15 protein-coding genes are annotated in these 18385 nt (G+C 64.3%); 8 read left to right on the top strand and 7 right to left on the bottom strand.

The features are described from left to right. The first annotated feature begins 19 nt into the window (after nt 1-19). Nucleotides 20-976: an HNH endonuclease gene (locus tag BKM74_RS08315; protein WP_245825872.1), complete on the top strand. Its 957-nt coding sequence runs from the start codon at nt 20-22 to the stop codon at nt 974-976. Nucleotides 977-982: 6 nt separating this feature from the next. Here BKM74_RS08315 and ggt read toward each other — a convergent pair whose 3' ends face one another. After that, a complete protein-coding gene (gene ggt, locus BKM74_RS08310) occupies nt 983-2686 on the bottom strand; it encodes a gamma-glutamyltransferase (RefSeq protein ID WP_086465241.1) in 1704 nt (567 codons plus the stop codon). A 127-nt stretch (nt 2687-2813) separates the two neighbouring features. After that, a complete protein-coding gene (locus BKM74_RS08305) occupies nt 2814-4433 on the bottom strand; it encodes a Na/Pi cotransporter family protein (RefSeq protein ID WP_086465240.1) in 1620 nt (539 codons plus the stop codon). A 399-nt stretch (nt 4434-4832) separates the two neighbouring features. Between BKM74_RS08305 and BKM74_RS08300 the strand changes: the two genes are divergently transcribed. The 7 genes from BKM74_RS08300 to BKM74_RS08270 all read left to right on the top strand — a co-directional run bounded on the left by BKM74_RS08300 (nt 4833) and on the right by BKM74_RS08270 (nt 11443). Then, a complete protein-coding gene (locus BKM74_RS08300; RefSeq protein WP_140056046.1) occupies nt 4833-5921 on the top strand; it encodes a hypothetical protein in 1089 nt (362 codons plus the stop codon). A 278-nt stretch (nt 5922-6199) separates the two neighbouring features. Next, nucleotides 6200-6535 (top strand): STAS domain-containing protein, encoded by a 336-nt coding sequence (locus BKM74_RS08295; protein WP_086465238.1) that lies wholly within the window; start codon nt 6200-6202, stop codon nt 6533-6535. Nucleotides 6536-6584: 49 nt separating this feature from the next. Then, nucleotides 6585-8552 (top strand): PP2C family protein-serine/threonine phosphatase, encoded by a 1968-nt coding sequence (locus tag BKM74_RS08290; RefSeq protein WP_086465237.1) that lies wholly within the window; start codon nt 6585-6587, stop codon nt 8550-8552. A 31-nt stretch (nt 8553-8583) separates the two neighbouring features. Then, a complete protein-coding gene (locus BKM74_RS08285; RefSeq protein ID WP_086465236.1) occupies nt 8584-9411 on the top strand; it encodes a class I SAM-dependent methyltransferase in 828 nt (275 codons plus the stop codon). Between the two features lie 14 nt (nt 9412-9425). After that, nucleotides 9426-10130: an amino acid ABC transporter ATP-binding protein gene (locus BKM74_RS08280; RefSeq protein ID WP_176342459.1), complete on the top strand. Its 705-nt coding sequence runs from the start codon at nt 9426-9428 to the stop codon at nt 10128-10130. 6 nt (nt 10131-10136) lie between these two features. Then, nucleotides 10137-10565 (top strand): ATP-binding protein, encoded by a 429-nt coding sequence (locus BKM74_RS08275; RefSeq protein WP_086465234.1) that lies wholly within the window; start codon nt 10137-10139, stop codon nt 10563-10565. 80 nt (nt 10566-10645) lie between these two features. Further along, a complete protein-coding gene (locus tag BKM74_RS08270; protein WP_086465233.1) occupies nt 10646-11443 on the top strand; it encodes a DUF3108 domain-containing protein in 798 nt (265 codons plus the stop codon). A 6-nt stretch (nt 11444-11449) separates the two neighbouring features. Here the strand turns inward: BKM74_RS08270 and BKM74_RS08265 are convergent, their stop codons facing one another. The 5 genes from BKM74_RS08265 to BKM74_RS08245 form a co-directional block, all read right to left on the bottom strand. Continuing rightward, nucleotides 11450-12127, bottom strand: a complete 678-nt coding sequence (locus BKM74_RS08265; RefSeq protein WP_176342458.1) for an amino acid ABC transporter permease — start codon at nt 12125-12127, stop codon at nt 11450-11452. Nucleotides 12128-12134: 7 nt separating this feature from the next. After that, the gene (locus BKM74_RS08260) at nt 12135-13823 is read right to left on the bottom strand and encodes an ABC transporter substrate-binding protein/permease (RefSeq protein ID WP_086465231.1); all 1689 of its coding nucleotides are present in this window, start codon (nt 13821-13823) and stop codon (nt 12135-12137) included. Beyond that, entirely contained in the window at nt 13816-14721 is a 906-nt protein-coding gene (locus tag BKM74_RS08255; RefSeq protein WP_086465230.1) for a transporter substrate-binding domain-containing protein, read from the bottom strand. The genes BKM74_RS08260 and BKM74_RS08255 overlap by 8 nt, the downstream gene beginning before the upstream one ends. Before the next feature lie 212 nt (nt 14722-14933). After that, on the bottom strand, nt 14934-17132 hold the full coding sequence (locus BKM74_RS08250; protein ID WP_086465229.1) for a TonB-dependent receptor: 2199 nt from the start codon (nt 17130-17132) through the stop codon (nt 14934-14936). Nucleotides 17133-17320: 188 nt separating this feature from the next. Then, nucleotides 17321-18358, bottom strand: a complete 1038-nt coding sequence (locus tag BKM74_RS08245) for an NAD(P)H-binding protein (protein ID WP_176342457.1) — start codon at nt 18356-18358, stop codon at nt 17321-17323. Nucleotides 18359-18385: the final 27 nt, after the last annotated feature.

The following is an 18385-nucleotide window of genomic DNA, read 5'->3' as shown; positions in this document are numbered from 1 at the left end:
ATTTTAGCAACGACATGCCATGATGATGGCTGCTAAGCTTCTGAATGCAAAAGCTTCTTACAGAATAGTCTATCGTATGAGCCACTGTGTATTCATGCTGCGACCGGACTCGATCTATAATGACAGTCCCGCAATACAGTACCAGTTTCCAAAGCAATATCTGCAACGGGCAAGCGGCTCCGTTGGCGACTGGATCGTTTATTTAGAGCCCAAAAAATTGCGTGAAACGCGCGGTTACTTTGGGATAGCCCGTGTCCATAAAATCATTCCAGATCCAATGGCGCCCGGCATGTTTTATGCCTTGATTGAGCCTGGAAGTTATCTCGACTTCGCTGAGCCTGTGCCATTCAACGATGATAGCGGTCCCATTGAACGCGGACTGCTCAATGATGAAGGGCGTCTATCAGGTCGTGCCCAAGCGGCCGTAAGACCAATTTCAACAGCAGATTTCATGCGTATCATTGAAAACGGTTTGACCGATAGTGCTCCCTTGTTGCCGCGCCTTGAGACAGACACAACCATACCTGGGCTTGCTGAAGACCAGCGACCTTATGAATTCGAAACAACGCGAACGCGCCTTCAACAACTAACCAATCGCATGGTGCGTGACAGGATATTCCGTCGAGTTGTACTTCGTGCCTATGGAGAGCGCTGCGCGATCACCGGATTGAAGTTCATCAATGGGGGTGGACGGGCGGAAGCCAATGCCGCTCATATTCGACCAGTCCAATATGGCGGCCCCGATATCGTGAATAACGGTATTGCCCTTTCGGGCACGGCCCATTGGATGTTTGACCGTGGCCTCATCAGCCTTTCGGATGATTTGGACATCCTCATCTCAAGACAGGTAAATGACCCGCGAAGCATAGAGAGACTCATCGATGGAACTAGCAAAGCCATCATGCCATTGTGCGCTGCCGACCGCCCGCATACTAGTTTTCTTTCGTGGCATCGTGAGAACTGTTTCAAACACTGATGCCCCCTAATATTTCCGGCCGCGTCTCGGGTCGGGCCAGAAGGAGGTGCCGCGCCGGGCGAGGCCGCCACCAACGCCCATCGGCACGCCATCGGCGCGCCAGCAGGACGCCCCTTCCATCGTGCCATCCGCGTTAAAGGCGATGGCGCCCATGCCACCCGCGACATGGTCGGACACGGTCACCGTGTGCCCCAGCGCTTCGAAGCGGGCGCGGACATCCGCCGGCACCGCATTCTCGATCTCGACCTCCTGGCCTTGCGTGAACAGGCGCGGCGCCTCCACCGCCTCCTGCAGGCTCATGCCGTGATCGACCCGGTTCAGGATGAACTGGAACACAGCCGACGGGATGCGGTGCGCACCCGGCAGGCCCACTGCAAAGATCGGCTTGCCGTCGCGCTTGCCGATGGTCGCGGAGATGCCGCTGGTGATGCGCTTGCCCGGCTGCAGCGACAGCGCGTTGCCCGGATGCGGATCGAACAGATACATGTAGTTGGTCGGGATGATGCCGGTGCCCGGAATCATGATGCGCGCGCCGAACAGGCTGTTGATGGTCTGGGTCGAGGTGACGATGTTGCCCGCCGCATCGGCCACGGTCAGATGCGTGGTGTTCGCCGATTCGACATTCAGGATCTTCGCCTCGAAGGCGCTGGCCCGGTCCGTGCTGATTTCCGGCCGTCGTTCGTCGGCATATTCCTTGGAGATCAACCGTTCCACCGGCACATCAACAAAGGCCGGGTCGGCGGTGGTGGCGCGCCGGTCGGCCGCCGCGATCTTCAGCGCCTCGGCCATCAGATGCAGCGTCTCCGTGGTGCCGAAGCCCATGCCGGCGATGTCGAATTTCTCCAGCAAATTCAGCATCTGCACGATATGCACGCCGCCGGAACAGGGTGGCGGCGGGCCGACGATCTCCACCCCGCGATAGATACCGCGCACCGGCTGGCGTTCCACCGTGCGGTAATTGGCAAGGTCCGCCAGCGCAACGTAGGAGCCAGCCTGCTGCAGATAATCGGCGATCCGCTTGCCGAGCGCGCCGCCATAAAGGTGATCCGGCCCCTTCTCCGCAATTTCCCGCAGGGTTTGAGCGTAATCCCGCTGCACCAGCAGTGCGCCCTCCGCCAGCGGCTTGCCGCCGGGCAGGAAGATGGCGGCGATTGCCGGATCGAGCTTCAGATCGTCAGAGATTTCATCGATGCAGGAGGCCAGGTAATTGGTGACGCGGAAGCCGCGCGCGGCATGGCGGATCGCCGGTTCCATCACCGTGTCGAGCGGCAGGCTGCCGAAGCGCTCCAGCGTCTCGCACCAGGCCTTCAGATTGCCCGGCACGGCGACCGAGGCCGGACCGACGCGGTTGCGCCGCCCTTCCGCCTCCATATAGTCCGGCCAGCTGTCGGAGATCGGCTTGAAGCTGTCAGGCTTCGCCGCCATCGGCGCGGTGGCGAGGCCGTCGATCACCGTCTCGCGCCCATCCGCCAGATGCAGCACCGCCGTGCCGCCGCCGAAGATGCCGACCATCATCGGCTCGACCACGGTGAGGGTGAACAGGGCGGAGATCGCGGCATCGATGGCGTTGCCGCCCAGCGCGAACATCTCGGCGGCAGCGGCGGAGGCCAGCGGGTGGTTCGTCACCGCCATGCCGCGCGCGGCGGTCACCGGCGTCTTCTCGCACTCGAAGCGGGTTCCGGCGCGGGCGCGCCAGCCTGAATCGGTCATATCGTCCTGCCTGTTCGCCGGTGGATCGCCAGAGGATGGAACCCCATCCTAACGCCCAGGCATGTCAGGACCAGCCTAAACCCGCCCTTCGGGACTGCGCGGATAGCGGGCCAGCCATACCGAAGCCTCAGGATTCTTCCCGCAGCGTGTCGAGCGGTGCCTTCTGCGCCATTTCGCGCAGCATCCAGATCAGCCGCTCGAACAGGCCGGTCAGCTGCAGCAGCCCCAGCTTCTCCTCCCGGCCCAGGGTCAGTGTCTCGTCGCTTAGGAACTGCCGGCGCACCCCTTCCATCAGGGCGCCGCGGTCGCCGGTGATGCTCTCGACAAGCGCCATATCCTCGGGATCGCCGCTGGCCATCGCCTCGATGAAGGACAACAGCACGGCATCCAGCCCCTCGATCAGGGCGACACGGGTGTTTTCCAGCGCGTCACTTGCCTGCATCAGCGGGGCGGCCAGGGCGAATTCCGCGAATGCCGCCTCCAGCGAATCCAGCCGGCTGTGCCGGTCGAGGATACGGTACACGCGTTCCTGATTCTCCGCCGTCAGCCGGTAATCCGACATATCGTCGATATAAAGCGCGGCCTGCTTGTGCACCGAGCGGAACCCTTCGCGCAATGTCTTCAGGGCAAGGCCCTGCGCCGCCGATCCTCCGGCCCGTGCCAGCTCCACATAGCGTGGCAGGCGGCCCAGCAGGCGCAGCTGCTCCTTCTCCGCCATGATGACGCCAATCTCGGGATTGGCGGCGGCATGTTCGCTGAGAAAGGCGAGGCGCGATTCATCCTCCTGCTCGGTCGGCGGATAGAGGCGGGCCAGAAGCCTTTCCGACGGGCCGATCAGCGGCAGCAATACAAGTCCGGCAATCATGTTGAAGAACAGATAGGCGAAGGCGATCTGCTGGCCGACATCGTCGGACAATGACTGCACAGCCGCCATGAACGGCGGAAAGCCGAAGGCAACTTCCGTATAGAATAACGGAATCAGCACGATGCAGCCGACGATGTTGAAGGCAAACTGATACATGGCGACCTGGCGCGCGGTCCCCCTGATCTGACCGGACAGCAGCCAGGTGGCGATGGAACTGCCCAGATTGGTGCCATAAGCCACCATCACGGTCTGCTCGAAGCTCAACAGACCGCTCGCGGCGAAGGCGATGGCCAGCAGCGAGACACTGACGGAGGACTGGCTGATCACCGTCAGAACCGCACCGATGGCAAGCGCCGCCATCGGAGATCCGCCAGCCCCTGCCATAAGTTCCTTGAAGAAGGGTTCCTCGGCGATTGGCGCCGCTCCCATTTTCAGGAGCACAAGGCCGTAATAGAGCAGGCACAGGCCGAAGATCGCGCGCAGCGCCACCTGCCAGTTCTGGAAACGATGCATGGTCATCAGGATACCGCTGCCGCCCAGCGCCAGCAGCACCACGATCTCGATATCCAGCGTGACCACAAAGATGATGAGGGAGGAGCCGACATTGGCGCCCACGATCATCGGCAGGGCGCGGCGCGCATCGATCATCCGCGCCATCAACAGCCCGACCAGGATGAAGGTGACGATCTGCGTGCTCTGGGTAATCGCGCCCAGGATGGCGCCCCACATCAGGCCGGCTGGAATCGAGGAAGCGACCCGCGCAATTTCCATCTGGATGCGGCGGTTTGCAAGGCTGCGCAGATTGCCGGTCAGCATCTCGCTGCCGGCAAAGAACAGCCCCAGGCCGCCCAGAATCGTCGCAATGGTCCAGGCTGCCTGCATTCAGCTCCCCGCCCGTTTGCCCTAATCGCCATTATATGGCTGATAGCGAAGGTAGTTTCGTTCCAGCACCTGAGTCCAGCCCGTCTTATGACAATCCGGCAAGCTGACGCTCAGAGTGTAGGGATAAAGGAAATTCGCTGGCCGGGGCCGGCGATGACGGCGCCTCGCCGATACGTCTATCGTCAGATTCCGGCGGGACTGCTACCCTCGAACTGCTACCCTCGACTGGCACGATAATAATCTGGCACGATGATAATAACGTCACCTGGACTGCAGCGGCAGTCGCGGTGACCTCGTCGGCAGAGGATCATTTCATGATTCCTGCATCCAGAGCGTAATCGTGAAGAGCATGAAGCAGGTGACGACCATATGGCGAAGCTTTCGGCAAGGACGCAAAGATTGACGGTCTTGCACGACAGTCTGGCCGATACGCTGTCCCTGTTTCTGCAAGATAGCGCGGACTCCAACCTGCCCGACCTGATCGCCGAATTGCAGGAACATGCCCATATCTGCAACACGATCCGCGCGCTGGACAAGGTGTCCGGAATCGTCGGCGTCGACGGCAATGCGCAGGATTTTCACAAGCTGCTGACGACGAAGATCCTTCCGGCCATCGAACAGAGATTGCCGCGGCGCGACGTCACTGGCGGGCCGGCAAACCTGCTCGATCTGGTCGAGCTGCTGAATGCCCTCGCCGCCTGGGAGGCGCGCTCGGAATCCGGTTTCGAGATACAGCGCTTCCGCCAGCGCCTCGCCGACCAGCTCTTCACCGACATGCAGCAGCAGACCGCCGCCTTCATCCAGCGGCTGGACAAGGCGGACTATGCGGAAATGCCGCAGGCCGGCGCGCTGATCCTGCAGCTCGACGCCACTACCTGGCTGCTGGAAGGCTTAGGCCAGGGCCAGAAGATGGCGGAGTTGCAGGCCGCTTCGGCACGCCTCGCCCGCAGTATCGTGCGCTCGGTCAGCCGCACCATCCAAGGCTTCCTCTCGGATAGCGACATGGTGCGGCATTTCGATGTCTCGGCCGTGCTGCTGTATGTCGAGGATCTGATCGTCGCGGTGCTGCGCGTCCTGGAATCCACGAAGGAAGAGAAAAACAAGGGGGCCGCGCACCCCTTCATCCTGTCGCTCGGCGAACAGATCGCCATCGCCAATCTGGCCGACCTTGGCGCGCTGCTGTCCTACTATCTGCGCGCCCTGGAGCGTGGAATCGATACCCCGAAGGTCAGCGCGGACACGTTCCGGATATTCTCGACGCATGCCGGCATGACATTGCGGTTGCTGCGCGGGCTTGCCCGTCAGGGTGGGCAGGCAAAGGCCAGCGGTATCTATGAGCAGGGCATGCAGCGGGTCTATGGCCTGCAGACAAAAGCACGGAGCCGTTGCCGTGACGGCGCCGAACCGCCTGTCACCGAAAAGCTGGCCCTGCTCGAAGCGATCACCGCTGATTTCGAAAAGCCGCTCGTCCAGATCATCCCGTCGTAAACCGGCCGCCGCGCATAGAAACGTCCCTAGTCCATGAAGGGCACGTCCTTGTCGCCTCTAGAGCCGCCCGCAGAACGGTTGATGGGCATGGTCTGGAAGGTGAAAGCCACAACGATGCTATCGGATTTTTCACGATGATCCCGGTCCCCGACGGCAGCAATGGCGGTTCCTACGGTTAAGCCGGATATGCTAGCTTTGAGTTCAAATCTCCGGGAAAGCGCCTGAACAGGCGGGCGCCCAAGCGGAAGCACCCAACTGCAATCAATCGGTAGAGGGTTATGGAAATCAAGGAAAGCGATCACGGCAACACGCTGGTCGTGGCAATATCCGGCAGGCTGGACAGCACGACAGCGCCGGAGTTCGAACGGCACATCATCGGAAAAATCGAAAACGGCCGGAACGACGTAGTGATCGATTTTGAGGCCCTGGAATTCATCTCCAGTGCCGGCCTGCGCGTCATGCTGATGGCGGCAAAGCGGGTGAAGGCCGGCAAGGGCCGGCTCTGCCTGTGCGCGCTCAACGACAATATCGCCAAAGTCTTCGAAATCAGCGGTTTTCTGGCGATCTTCACGATATATCCGGACAGCGGCGCCGCCTTGGCCGGCAGCAAGTAGCCGGGATTCCCCCGGCCCGCCCTTTTCTCGCACCGCATATCCCATTCGCATGTCGTTGAAGTTCCGTCTTCTCCTGCTGATCGTCGGGTTGCTGAGCGCCGCCATCCTTGGACTGGCGGTCTCGCTCGGCTGGCAGGCGCGCAACGCGATCCTGCTGCAGGCGGAATCCGACGGCACGCGCATCGCCCGCGTGCTGGCGCAGGCGGCCTCCGTCGCCAACACGGTGCCGGCGGAAATCGAGCAGGTGATCGGCCGGCAGATGGTCTCCGAGGCGCTGCTGACCGCGCATCTGTTCGACATCGCGGAGCAGGCCGGTATCTCTGTCGAGGAGGTCAATGCCCGGCTGATGGAGATCACGGCGCGGAGCGAAATCTCGGAAATCTGGGGCTTCGACGGCAGCGGTACTACGACCTATGGCAGCCTGCCGGATGTCAGCCTGCAGATCTTCCCCGATCCGGAGCGCAGCCCGGTCCTGTCACGCTTCTGGCATCTGCTCTCCGGCGAGAAATTCTCCGTCGTCGGTCCCGGAATCGACCGCGATCTCGATGGAAGGCGCTTCAAATATGCCGGCGTGCGCGGCGTCAGCACGCCGGGGGCGGCGCTTGTCGGCTATGATTTTGACTTCATTGGCGGGATCGTGGACCGGATCGGCCTCGTGCAGGTGGTGCGCAGCCTGCTGGACAGCGGCCGCGTGAACGCGATCTGGGTGTTCGACTACCAGTTCCAGCCGCTCGCCCAGGGCACGGTCTTCGGCGAGGAGGTGAACCAGCCGCCGGACAGCCGGGAGCAGGAGGCGCTGGACGACAGCATCCGCACCGGCAGCACGGCAAGCTGGCTGGCCGGGCGCGACATGGTTGTCGTGACCCCGATTCCCGGGCCCGATGGCGGCCCGATCGGCGCCACTCTGCTGCGCCTGCCGACTGACGGGTTGCAGAAGCTGATGCAGTCCAGCCTGATCTATACCGCTATCGTCGCCGGGCTGGTGCTGGCCGCCAGCCTGCTGACGGCAACCTGGTTCTCGCACCGGCTGACCCGCCCGCTCTACAGTATCGGCGAGGCGGCCCAGGCGGTGGAGCAGCAGCGCTATGTCCGCGGCCAGCTGCAGGCCGTGGCGGCCCGGCGTGACGAGTTCGGCAACCTCGCCCGCGTGTTCGAGGCGATGGCCAAGCAGGTCTTCGCCCGCCAGGATGAGCTGGACGCGCTGGTGAAGGAACGCACCCTTCAGCTGGAACAGAAGAACGAGCAGCTGGAGGCCGCGAACGCGCAGATCAATCAGGAACTCACCCTCGCCCAGGCGATGCAGACCGCCATCCTGCCGGCGGCCTTCCCGCAGGATCCGCGCTTCACCGGCTATGCGATGATGCAGGCGGCACGCCATGTCGGCGGCGATTTCTACGATTATTTCATGCTGGACGAGGACCGGATCGCCGTGGTCATGGCCGACGTGTCCGGCAAGGGCGTGCCGGCGGCCTTCTTCATGGCGGTGTCGCGCACCGTCATCCAGAGCGTCGCGCGGGAAGCGGACGGACCGGGCGACTGCCTCGCCCGCGCCAACGATCTGGTGTGCCAGGAAAACCCGCTGGAACTGTTCGTCACCGTGTTCTACGGCATTCTGGATGCCCGCACCGGCGAATTCCGCTTTGCCAATGGCGGGCACAACCCGCCCTATCTGATCGGCGCCGACGGCATGGTGACGGCGCTGGAAACCACCGGCGGCATGGCGCTGGGTATCCTGGACGAGCTGCCCTACGCGGAAAAGAGCGTGACCCTGCGCCCCGGCGATTCGCTGTTCCTGTTCACCGATGGCGTGACCGAGGCCTTCGACCCTGCCAACCAGGAATATGGCGAGACCCGGCTGGAAGCTGCCCTGCAGGGCAGCCATTCCCTTGCCATCGAGGCGCTCGCACAGCGCGTGGTGGACAGTGTGGACAGCTTCAGCGACACCGCGCCGCAATCCGACGACCTGACATGCCTGGCGCTGCGTTATGCCGGGCATGGGGGAAACGGGCTGACATGATTGACCCCGCAGACGAGAAAAGACTGACCGTATGAGTGACCTTGCGGCCATACAAAACCCGACCGACAGTGAGGTGGCGACCATCGCGCGGGCCTATGAGCGCTATTTCGCCAGCGGCTTCTACGACCAGCGCTATCCCCGCCACAATGCGCAGAGCCTGGCGACCATCCTGAAGGTTGGCAGGGATGCCCGCGCCATCCTGGATTTCGGCTGCGGCGACGGGCGCTATGTCCTGCCTCTGCTACACACCACCGCGGCGCGGATATTTGCCTACGACATCTGCCCGGTGGCACTCACCAGCCTGGAACGCCGCATCGCCGGCGAGCCAGGGCGCGACCGGGTGCAGGCGATCCTCGGGCCGCGCGAGGATTATACCGGCGGCGCGCCGGTCGATCTGGCGCTCATCATGTTCGGTGTGCTGGGGCATATTCCGGGCCGGGCCAACCGGGTGGCGACGCTGCGCCGCATTCACCAGTTGTTGACGCGGGACGGCGCCGGACATCTGGTGGTCAGCGTGCCCAACGCCGCGCGGCGGTTCCGGGCGGAACAGCAGGAGCATCGGGCGGCCCTGGCAGCCGGCACGCCGCGCCCGCCCGCCCGCGAGGAAGGCGATATTCTCTACAGCCGCCAGCATGGGGGCGAGCAGATCGAGCTGTTCTATCATCTGTACAGCCCGGAGATGCTGACCGGCGAATTGCGCGATGCCGGCTTCAAGGGCATCAGGCTGCAGGCGGAGAGCGTCTGGCCGGAATCCGGCGTTACCCGCTCCGGCACGCTGGCCGCGCTCGACAGGCTGATACGGCCGGTAACCCCGGCGGGCCTCGGCTATGGCATTCTGGCGACGGCAGGAACAGGGTGATGAGGGAAGCAGTCTTGGCAACGGAACCTGTGACGGCAGCTGCACTCCGCTTCGAGTCTGTCAGCAAGCGGTTCGACGAGACGCCCGTGCTGGATGCGGTCTCCTTCACCGTGTTACCGGGCCAGGTGGTGTGCATCGCCGGCCCGTCGGGCACCGGCAAGACCACGCTGCTGCGTCTGGTCAATGCGCTCACCCCCGCCGATCAGGGGCATATCCAGGTCGGCCCGTTCACGGTGACGCAGCCCGGCACCGACCTGCAGGCGCTGCGCCGGTATGTCGGCATGGTGTTCCAGCGCTACAGCCTGTTTCCGCACAAGAGCGTGCTGGAAAACCTGACTATGGGGCCGCGCCAGGTGCTCCGCCGGCCGCGCGCGGAGGCCGAGGAGCAGGCCATCGACCTGCTCGCCCGGCTGGAAGTGGCGGAGTTGCGCGACCGCTATCCCGGCGAATTGTCGGCCGGCCAGCAACAACGGGTGGCGCTGGTGCGTGCCCTGACCATGAATCCGAAAATCCTGCTGCTGGACGAGGTGACGGCCGCCCTCGATCCGCGCATGGTGGACAAGGTGGCGGAGCTGATCCGTCAGATGGCGGCGGCGGGCATGACCATCCTGGCATCGAGCCATGACATGCGTTTCGCCACCCTGTGCGCCGATCTGCTGGCGCAGCTGGACCGGGGCCGGCTCGCACCGTTGCAGCCTCCTCCGGCGACGGGACCGTAACGCGCCGTGGCGGCCCGGTTGGAAATCTCCGTCGCGAACGACCGGGAGGCCATCCCGGAGATCGTCGCCGCGGTCACCGGACTTATCGAAGAGAACGGCCTCGCCCCCGAAATCGCCTATGCGCTGGAACTCGCCATCGACGAGCTGGTGACCAACGCGATCTCCTACGGCTATCCGGATGGCGGCAGCGGGAAAGTGACGGTGGAGGTCTCCATCGACAGCGACCGCGTCATGCTGATCGTGCGTGACGATGGCATCGCCTTCGATCCGCTCGCGCAAGCGCCCGCGCCAACGCTGGAGGGCGATGTCGAGGATCGGCCGATTGGCGGTCTCGGCCTGCATCTGGTGGAAGCCATGATGGACGAGGTCGTCTACGAACGGCGGGAGGGGGAAAACCGGCTGACCTGCATCAAGCGGCGACAGCCGGCGGAATAGCAGAAGCACGGGCAGGCAAAACCTGCCGCTTGAAGTCGCGCCGGACCGCCCGATATCTAGCGGGAACGGAGATTTGCCCCATGCGCCCGCTTATCCCTGGCTTCGCCGCCTTCCTGCTGGCCGCGCCCGCCCTCGCCGCGCCGCTGGAACAGCCCCGCGAGATTTCTATCGGCGTCGATGTTTTTGCCGGCGGTTTCCACGTACTGACCATCGACAGCCGGACCAGCCTGAAACCGGATGGTTATAATCTTGAGACCCAGCTCGACAGCCGCGGCTTCGTCGGCTGGGTTTCGGGCTTCTCCCAGCATACCCTGTCCGAGGGACGCATCGCCGACGGGGAGTTGCAGCCAACCACCCATCTGAACAGGGGCATCTGGCGCGGCGATACCCGGCGCATCGAAATGCGCTATGGCGCACAGGGCCCGGTCGATGTGACGGTCGAGCCGGTCGAGGACCCGTCGGACCGCGAGCCAGTGCCCGAACCGCTGTGGCGCGGCACGGTCGATCCCCTGAGCGCCATCCTGTTCGTCAACCAGCCGGCCTATGCACAGGCCGGAGCCTGCGACTGGACAGTGCCGGTGTTCGACGGGCGGCGGCGCTACAATCTGCGCTTCGAACGGCTTGCCGAAGAAAACCTGCCCGCCGGGCGGCATGGCGTCTATGCCGGCCCCGCCATCAAGTGCCGGGTGCATTACGACAGCATCGCCGGCCGCTATACCGGCACCCGCTGGCGCACCAGCAGCGAGCCGATGCCCCCCTCGCATGTCTGGTTCGCCAAGCCCGAGGGGACCGATCTGTGGGTGCCCGTGCGCTTCGAGGCGGAACATTCCCTGGGCTGGGTGCTGGCCTACCTCACCCGCCTCGACGTGACGCCGTAACGCGCCCTAACGCCACTGCCGTTTCTCGAGCCAGCGCGTGATGTGCGAGAACGGGTAGCAGAATACGAAGAACCAGCACAGCACGTAGAAATACATCGGGATGATCAGCGCCGGATCGCTGACCGATTCCATCGCCACGGTGGCGCTCGACAATATCTCCTTCACCCCCACCATGGAGGCCGTGGAGGAGGCCATGACGATGACCGCGAAATAGCTCATCCAGGGTGGCAGCAGCATCGGCGTCGCCTGCGGCAGGATCACCGAACTCATCGTCTGGTAGCGGCTGAGCGGCAGCGCCGCCGCCGCGTCCCATTGATCGGCGTGGATGTTGCGCACGGCGCCATAGACATTGTCCGACATGAAGCCGATCACCGGCATCGACAGCCCGACCACCGCCTTCAGCCAGCCCGGCAGCGGGATCGTCATGCCGGCCACATGAATCTCATAGGGCAGCATGTAGGCGAGATAGAACAGCAGCACCAGCGACGGCGTGTTGCGCAGGAATTGCGTCACACCCCAGCAGGAGCGGCGCAGCCATTGCCGCGTCGAGTTGCGGCCCAGCCCGACCAGCATGCCCAGCACGGTGCCGATACTCATCGCACCGATGCTGATGATGATGTTCATCAGGAAGCCTTCGGCCAGCGCCGGCGTCCAGACGATCAGGGTTTCCAGAATCGTGCCCATGCCGCGCTCAGGCCCCCTGCCCCGGAATCCGCAATCGCTTCTCCAGCCGGTGCATGCCATAGACCAGCACCGAGACCAGCAGGAAGAAGATCACCAGCAGCACGTTCATCATCTCGACCGTGTTGCCCTCCTCCGGCCAGATTTGATTGGTGACGTACAGCAATTCCGGCACGGCGATGGCCGAGGCCAAGCCGGTTGCCTTCACGATATTCACCAGATTGGCGTTCAGTGCCGCCAGGCAGTTGCGCAGCGCCAGCGGCAGGATGATCCGCACATAGGCCTGCAAGGGGCCATAGCCCAAAGCGGCGGCGGAATCGCGGATATCCATCGGCACCGCGTCGATGCCGGTGCGGAAAATCACCGTGTTGGAGGCACCGGCATAGACACCGAGCGCGATCACCGCCCAGGCAAAGCCGCCCATCAGCGGCGTTTCCACGCCGTTCGCCGCGGTGACCAGCGGCAACATGGCGCCGATCCCGAAGAAGAAGAAATAGAGCTGCACCAGCGGCGGCGTGTAGCGGAAGAACTCGACATAGCCGGTCGCCAGCCAGCGCACCGGCGCGAAGCCGACACCCAGCAGCCAGGCGCCGGTGATGCCGATGACGACGCTGAGCACGATACAGCCGAGCGCCAGCAGGATGGTGTTGACGAGGCCGCGCAGGAACTGGGCGCGGTCATAGGGATCATAGAGAATCGAGAGATTGATCCCCGCCGATTTCAACCAGACCTCCAGCGCGCCCGGCTGACGCGGCGCGGCCTGCTGCGCCTCGACCCGGGTTGGCCGGCACTCATCGGGGAATTTATCGTCCGGCCCGCGCCGGCACAGGAAGTCGCCAGCGCTGTCGCGCGCACTCCACAGCCGGTTCATTCCGACCAAGAAGCCGGTCCGCTTGATGCCCCACTTCTCCTCCAGCTCCAGCAACAGCCCGCTTCGATGCCAATCCGCCACGGCATCGGACAGCAGCCGGTCCAGATCGCCGCCCATCGCCTGCTGGCGCAGCCCGATGGCCCAGCCGGCCTCGTCCAGCGTCGGCAGCGGCATGGTGTAGCCCCGCCATTCCGGCTGCAGCAGATCGGCGGCGATGGCGGAATCGTCGAACAGGAAACCGACGCAACGCCGGTCACGCAGCGCCAGTTTCGCCTCGCGGGTTTCCTTGAAGATGCGCAGGTCGAGATTGTAGCGGCGCGCCACCGACTTGTTGAAATAGGCACCCTGCTTGGCGCAGACCGGCATGCCGCGCAGGTCCTCCCAACGCTCGATCCGCAGCTCCTTGCGCGACAGCAGATTGACGCCGGACGCGTAGTAGTGCGGCTCCACCATGCCGATGATCCGCCGCCGGCTCGTATTGTCGCCCATGGTGGCGATCACGATATCGGCCTGGTGCTGACGCAGCACCTCCAGCCGGTTGGCGGACTGCACGGCGACGATACGCGCCGGCACGCCGATGCGCCGGGCAATGTCCTCGGCCAGGTCGATCTCCATGCCGATCAGTTGCCCCTGCGGGTCGCGGAAACCCCAGGGCGGATAATCCGCCTTCACGGCAATCACGACATGGCCCTTGGCGCGCAGCTCGTCGATGTCGTCGGCAGCCAGCGCCGGCCCGGTCATGGCCGAGGTGAGGGCCGAGATCAGGGCGACAAGCGCCAGCAGGCAGGAAAACAGGCGGCCGAACTTCCCGCCGACCGGATCAATCATCGATCCAGCCTCGAATCTGGTTGAAGTGATTGATGGCGTCGCGGTTCAGCGGATAGTGCAGATCGCCGTTCGGGCCGAACCATTTCTGGTAGGTCTCGAAATAGGGGCCGCGATATTCCTCGATGCCTTTCAGCAGGCGCACCAGCGTGTGATTGACGAAATCGCGCCAGCGCGAATCGTCCTGCGGCAGGATGCAGGCCATCGGCTCCGCGTTCAGATAGCCGGCACGCGGCAGGATGATGTAGCGCCCCGGCTGCGCCGCCTGGCGTTGCAGATCGCGCAGCACGATGGAGATGTTGGAGATGCCGGAGACCTCGCCCGCCTCCAGCGCCGCCATCGCCGCATTCATCGAGGGAAACTCGGCCAGTTCCGATGCCGGCAGGCCACGGCGCAGCACGGAAATGGTGGCGCTGTTGGCGATCACGCCGATCTTCTTGCCTTCCAGCCCGCCGAGCCCCTCCAGCCCGATCTGTCGTTCGGTCAGGATGCGCGTGCCGTTGAAAAATATCGTCAGGCTGTAATCGATCAGCCGGTCGCGCACCCAGGTCTTGCTGGCAATATCGCAGGTGAAGTCGAGCGTGCCGTCGGCGACCCGGTCGATCCGGGTTTGCGAATCGACCTCCTCCAGCCGCAGTTCGATCTTGCGGCCAAGCTTCGCCTCCAGCGCGGCATGGATATGGCGGATGATATCGACCGAGAAGCCGATGAAGCTGCCATCCTCCTGCCGGAAGGCGAAAGGCCGGATATGGTCGCGCGTTCCGGCGTTCAGCACGCCGGTGCGTTCCGCCCGGTCGAGCACGGATTCGGCCGCCGCCTCGCCCGGCAGAACCGCCAGGCAGACGAGCAGCGCGATCTTTGTCGCAAGCGGCAAATAGCGGGCAATAGCGGGCATCGACATGTCCGTCTGCGGGAAGAGCAAAACCGGTCCACCCAGAAACAACCATGACGGCAGGCCGGTCCGCAAGCCTAACACCGGCTATTCCGTGCAACGGCAACAAGCAAACGGCTGTTCGTCTTATCATCGGCGCACAGAGAAACGGCACGCGCCTGGCCTTTAGACCTCGCGCATGCCGTCTCTGGCCGTCAGTGAATCCCGCCGTACGCCTGCCGTCAGAAGTCGATGGCGACCGAGAGTTTCGCCGTCAGCGGCCGGCCCTGCACCAGATAGCCGCCCTGCGCGGAAGACCAGTAGGCCTCGTCCGTCACATTCTCGATATTGGCGCGGAACACCACAGGCTGCGCGTGGATCATGGTGGCGTAGCGCGCGCCGATGTCGAGGCGCGTCCAGTCAGGGATTTCCAGCGTGTTGGCGTCGTTCACATATTGCGAGCCGGTATGGATCACCCGGCCGGACAGGGTGAGGCCGCGCAGGAAGGGCGCATCCCATTCCACGCCGGCATTGGCCAGGAATTCCGGCACGCCGACGGCGGTGTTGCCGTCATTGGCGCCGCCGGCGGTGCCGTTCAGCTCCGCCTCGATGAAGGTGACGCCGCCCAGCAGGCGCAGCCCCTTCATCGGCTCGCCGAACAGCATCAGCTCGATGCCGCGATTCTCCTGCTCGCCGGAAACGCCATAATACTGCGTCGTCGGATCGAGCACCGCGTTCGGCTTCTCGATCTGGAACACCGCCACCGACGCGCCGACACGGCCAAAATCGAGCTTCGCGCCGACCTCATACTGGGTCGAGACATAGGGCGGCAGCACCTCGCCGACATTGATCGCCGTGGACGGCGCACTGTCACCCTGCGACAGGCCTTCGATGCGGTTGGCGTAGAGTGACAGGTAATCCAGCGGCTTCACCACCAGGCCGACGACCGGGCTGGTTTCCGATTCGTCGTAATTGCTGGTGCGGGCGCCGCTGGTACGGTCGAAATTCTCGACCTGCAGCCACTGGTGCCGGGCGCCCAGCGTCAGCTGCACGCGGTCCTCGTACACCGACAGCGTGTCAGACAGGAAGACGCTGCGCAGTTCGGTCTGGCTGACCTTCGGCAGGTCGGTCTGCGACCCGCCCGCGAACAGCGACCCGGGCATCGGGTGATCGACCGGATTATAGATGCTGGTCGGGTTGGAGGAGCTGAGATCGTAGGAATTGCGGTTCTCCGTGCGCGCGCCGGAGACACCGCCATCCAGGCGATGGGCGACCATACCGGTCACCGCCTCGCCACGCAGGCCGGCGATGCCGCTGGTCGTGATATCCTCGCGCGGGACGTACATGCGGCCGATTGTGCCGTTGCCATTGCCATCCACGGTCGGCGATGCGTATTCGCCATCCTCGCGCGTGTCGCGGACGCCGAAGGCGGCATAGCCCATCAGATTATCGGCGAAATCGTACTCGATGCGGGTCTGCGCCGTGGTTTCCCGCAATTCCGTATAGGAATAGGGCTGGCCGTAATTGATGTCCGAATCCGGCGCACCGGGCACCGACGTGCCGTTCAGCTGCACCGTGGGGCGGCCCTGATCGACCCGCAGGCGCTGGTTGGACAGATCCAGCGAGGCGCGGAACCGCTCGCCACGATAATCCAGCGCCAGCGCGCCCAGCATCGTCTCGCGCTGTTCGTTCTCGATGGCGGTCTCACCGTCGCGTAGCGCGACATTGGCGCGCACGCCGAATTCCTTGTTCTCGCCATAGCGGCGGCCGACATCGAGATGGGCGCCGATGCGGCTCTCCTGTTCCCAGCCCAGGGTCAGGCGCGTCAGCGGTTCGTCCCCGGCGCGCTTCGGCACCAAGTTGATGCCGCCGCCGATGCCGGAGCTGCTGAGCCCGATACCGTTCAGGAAGGCGTTGGAACCGCGCAGCACCTCGACCCGGCCCAGCGTCTCGGCGGAGCTGACCTGGCGCGGCGCCATGCCGGCCAGCCCGTCCACGGTGATGTCCTCGCCGCTTATCGGGAAGCCACGGATCACGAACAGCTCCGCGAAATTGCCGAAACCGTAGGTGCTGCGAACGCCCGGATCGTTCTCCAGCACATCGGCCAGCGTCTCGGCCTGCTGATTCTGGATCAGTTCCTCGGTGTAGGAGGTCACACTGAACGGCACATCCATGATGTCGCGGTTGCCCAGCGCGCCGACCCGCGCGCCGCGCGAGACCTGGCCGCCGGCATAGGCTGGCGGCGGTGCGCCGACGCTGGATTTCGCATCGCCGCCCTTGCCTTCGACCACGACCGGCGACAGCTGTACAGCACCGCCCGACCCGGACTGCTGCGCCTGAGCCGGAACAGCGCCCGCCACCAAGGCCGTCGTCGCCAGCAGCATCCCCAGCATCGCCGCGCGGCCATAGCCGCTGCAGACAACCCCCTTGCCCTCGATCATCGCTACGCTCCGTGAAGACTTGAAAAACAATGGCCTTAGCCGCGCCGGAGATGTATCCGACCCAACTAATAATGCGACTAATTATCATTTCTCTGTAAAGACAGACGGCGTGAAGCGCAAGCCTTCAGTGCGATTATATGAAGCGGGTCAGGCCGGATCCCGGCGGGACACGGCGATCTGAGATCGGATCAGAACACCGCGTGATCGCCCCGATCGTCCCCGGTCTCGCCGCGGATCAGGCGCACATAGTGCCCGGCCAGCGTCTCCGTTCCGGTGGAGGGCGTCGCGTCCGCGTCATACGCCCCGGTCTTTGGATTCAGGACCAGCATCGATTCGCTGGCATAGTAGAGGCCGATGCCGGCGAGTTCCGCCTTGTCCGCCATTTTCGGACTTACCCTGCCGAGTGTGGCCAGCACCCAGCGGATGCCCCCGAGCAGCGCCAGCGGCACCTGCCGGAACCGGGGTTCGCGGCCCAGCTGGGCGAATAGCATCTCGCCCTGCTGCCGGGGCGTGATCGCATCGCCTGGCCCACCGATCGGCAGAATACGGTTCCAGCGCTCTTCATCGTCCAGGCAGTCGGCAAGATAGCGGCCGAGGTCGCCATCGCTGATCGGCTTGCACGCGGTCAGGCGGCCATCGCCGAAGACAAGGAACGGCTTGCCCTGCTTTACGCGTTCGACCTGCCCGGACAGCGATTTGAAGAAGGCGGTGGGCCGCACGATGGAATAGGTCAGTCCGGAGTGGATCAGTTCCTGCTCGAAGGCGAGCTTGGCGTGCTGAAAGGCCAGAAGCGGTTTCTGCACGCAGATCGCCGACAGCAGCACCATGTGCGCAACGCCCACCTGTTTCGCGGCAGCCAGGGCATCGACATGGGCCTGATGATCGATCTTCCAGGCATCGCGGGCCCTGCCGGTGCGCGAGGCGAGGCAGGAGACCAGCACATCGAACGCCTCGCCGCGGAAGCCGTCGCGCGCGATTGAGCCGGCATCCGTCACATCGCCATAACGCAGGCTGGCGCCCGGCAGAAGTTCCGCGATGTCGCCGGGGCCCAGCGCGCCACCCGGCCCGGCACGCGGGCGCACGAAACAGACCACCTCATGCCCCCGGTCAACGAGCGCGCGCACCGTGGCCCGTCCAATGGTTCCGGTCGCGCCCAGCACGAACACGCGGCGCGGCCGCGGGGATCGCGTTTGCGCGGATGGAACAGTCGGCGATGTCGGGACCATGAGCAACCGGCACGTTGATTTGGACGC

This window comes from Oceanibaculum nanhaiense (genome assembly GCF_002148795.1).
Taxonomy (GTDB): domain Bacteria; phylum Pseudomonadota; class Alphaproteobacteria; order Oceanibaculales; family Oceanibaculaceae; genus Oceanibaculum; species Oceanibaculum nanhaiense.
This window is presented reverse-complemented; position numbering and strand designations above follow the sequence as displayed.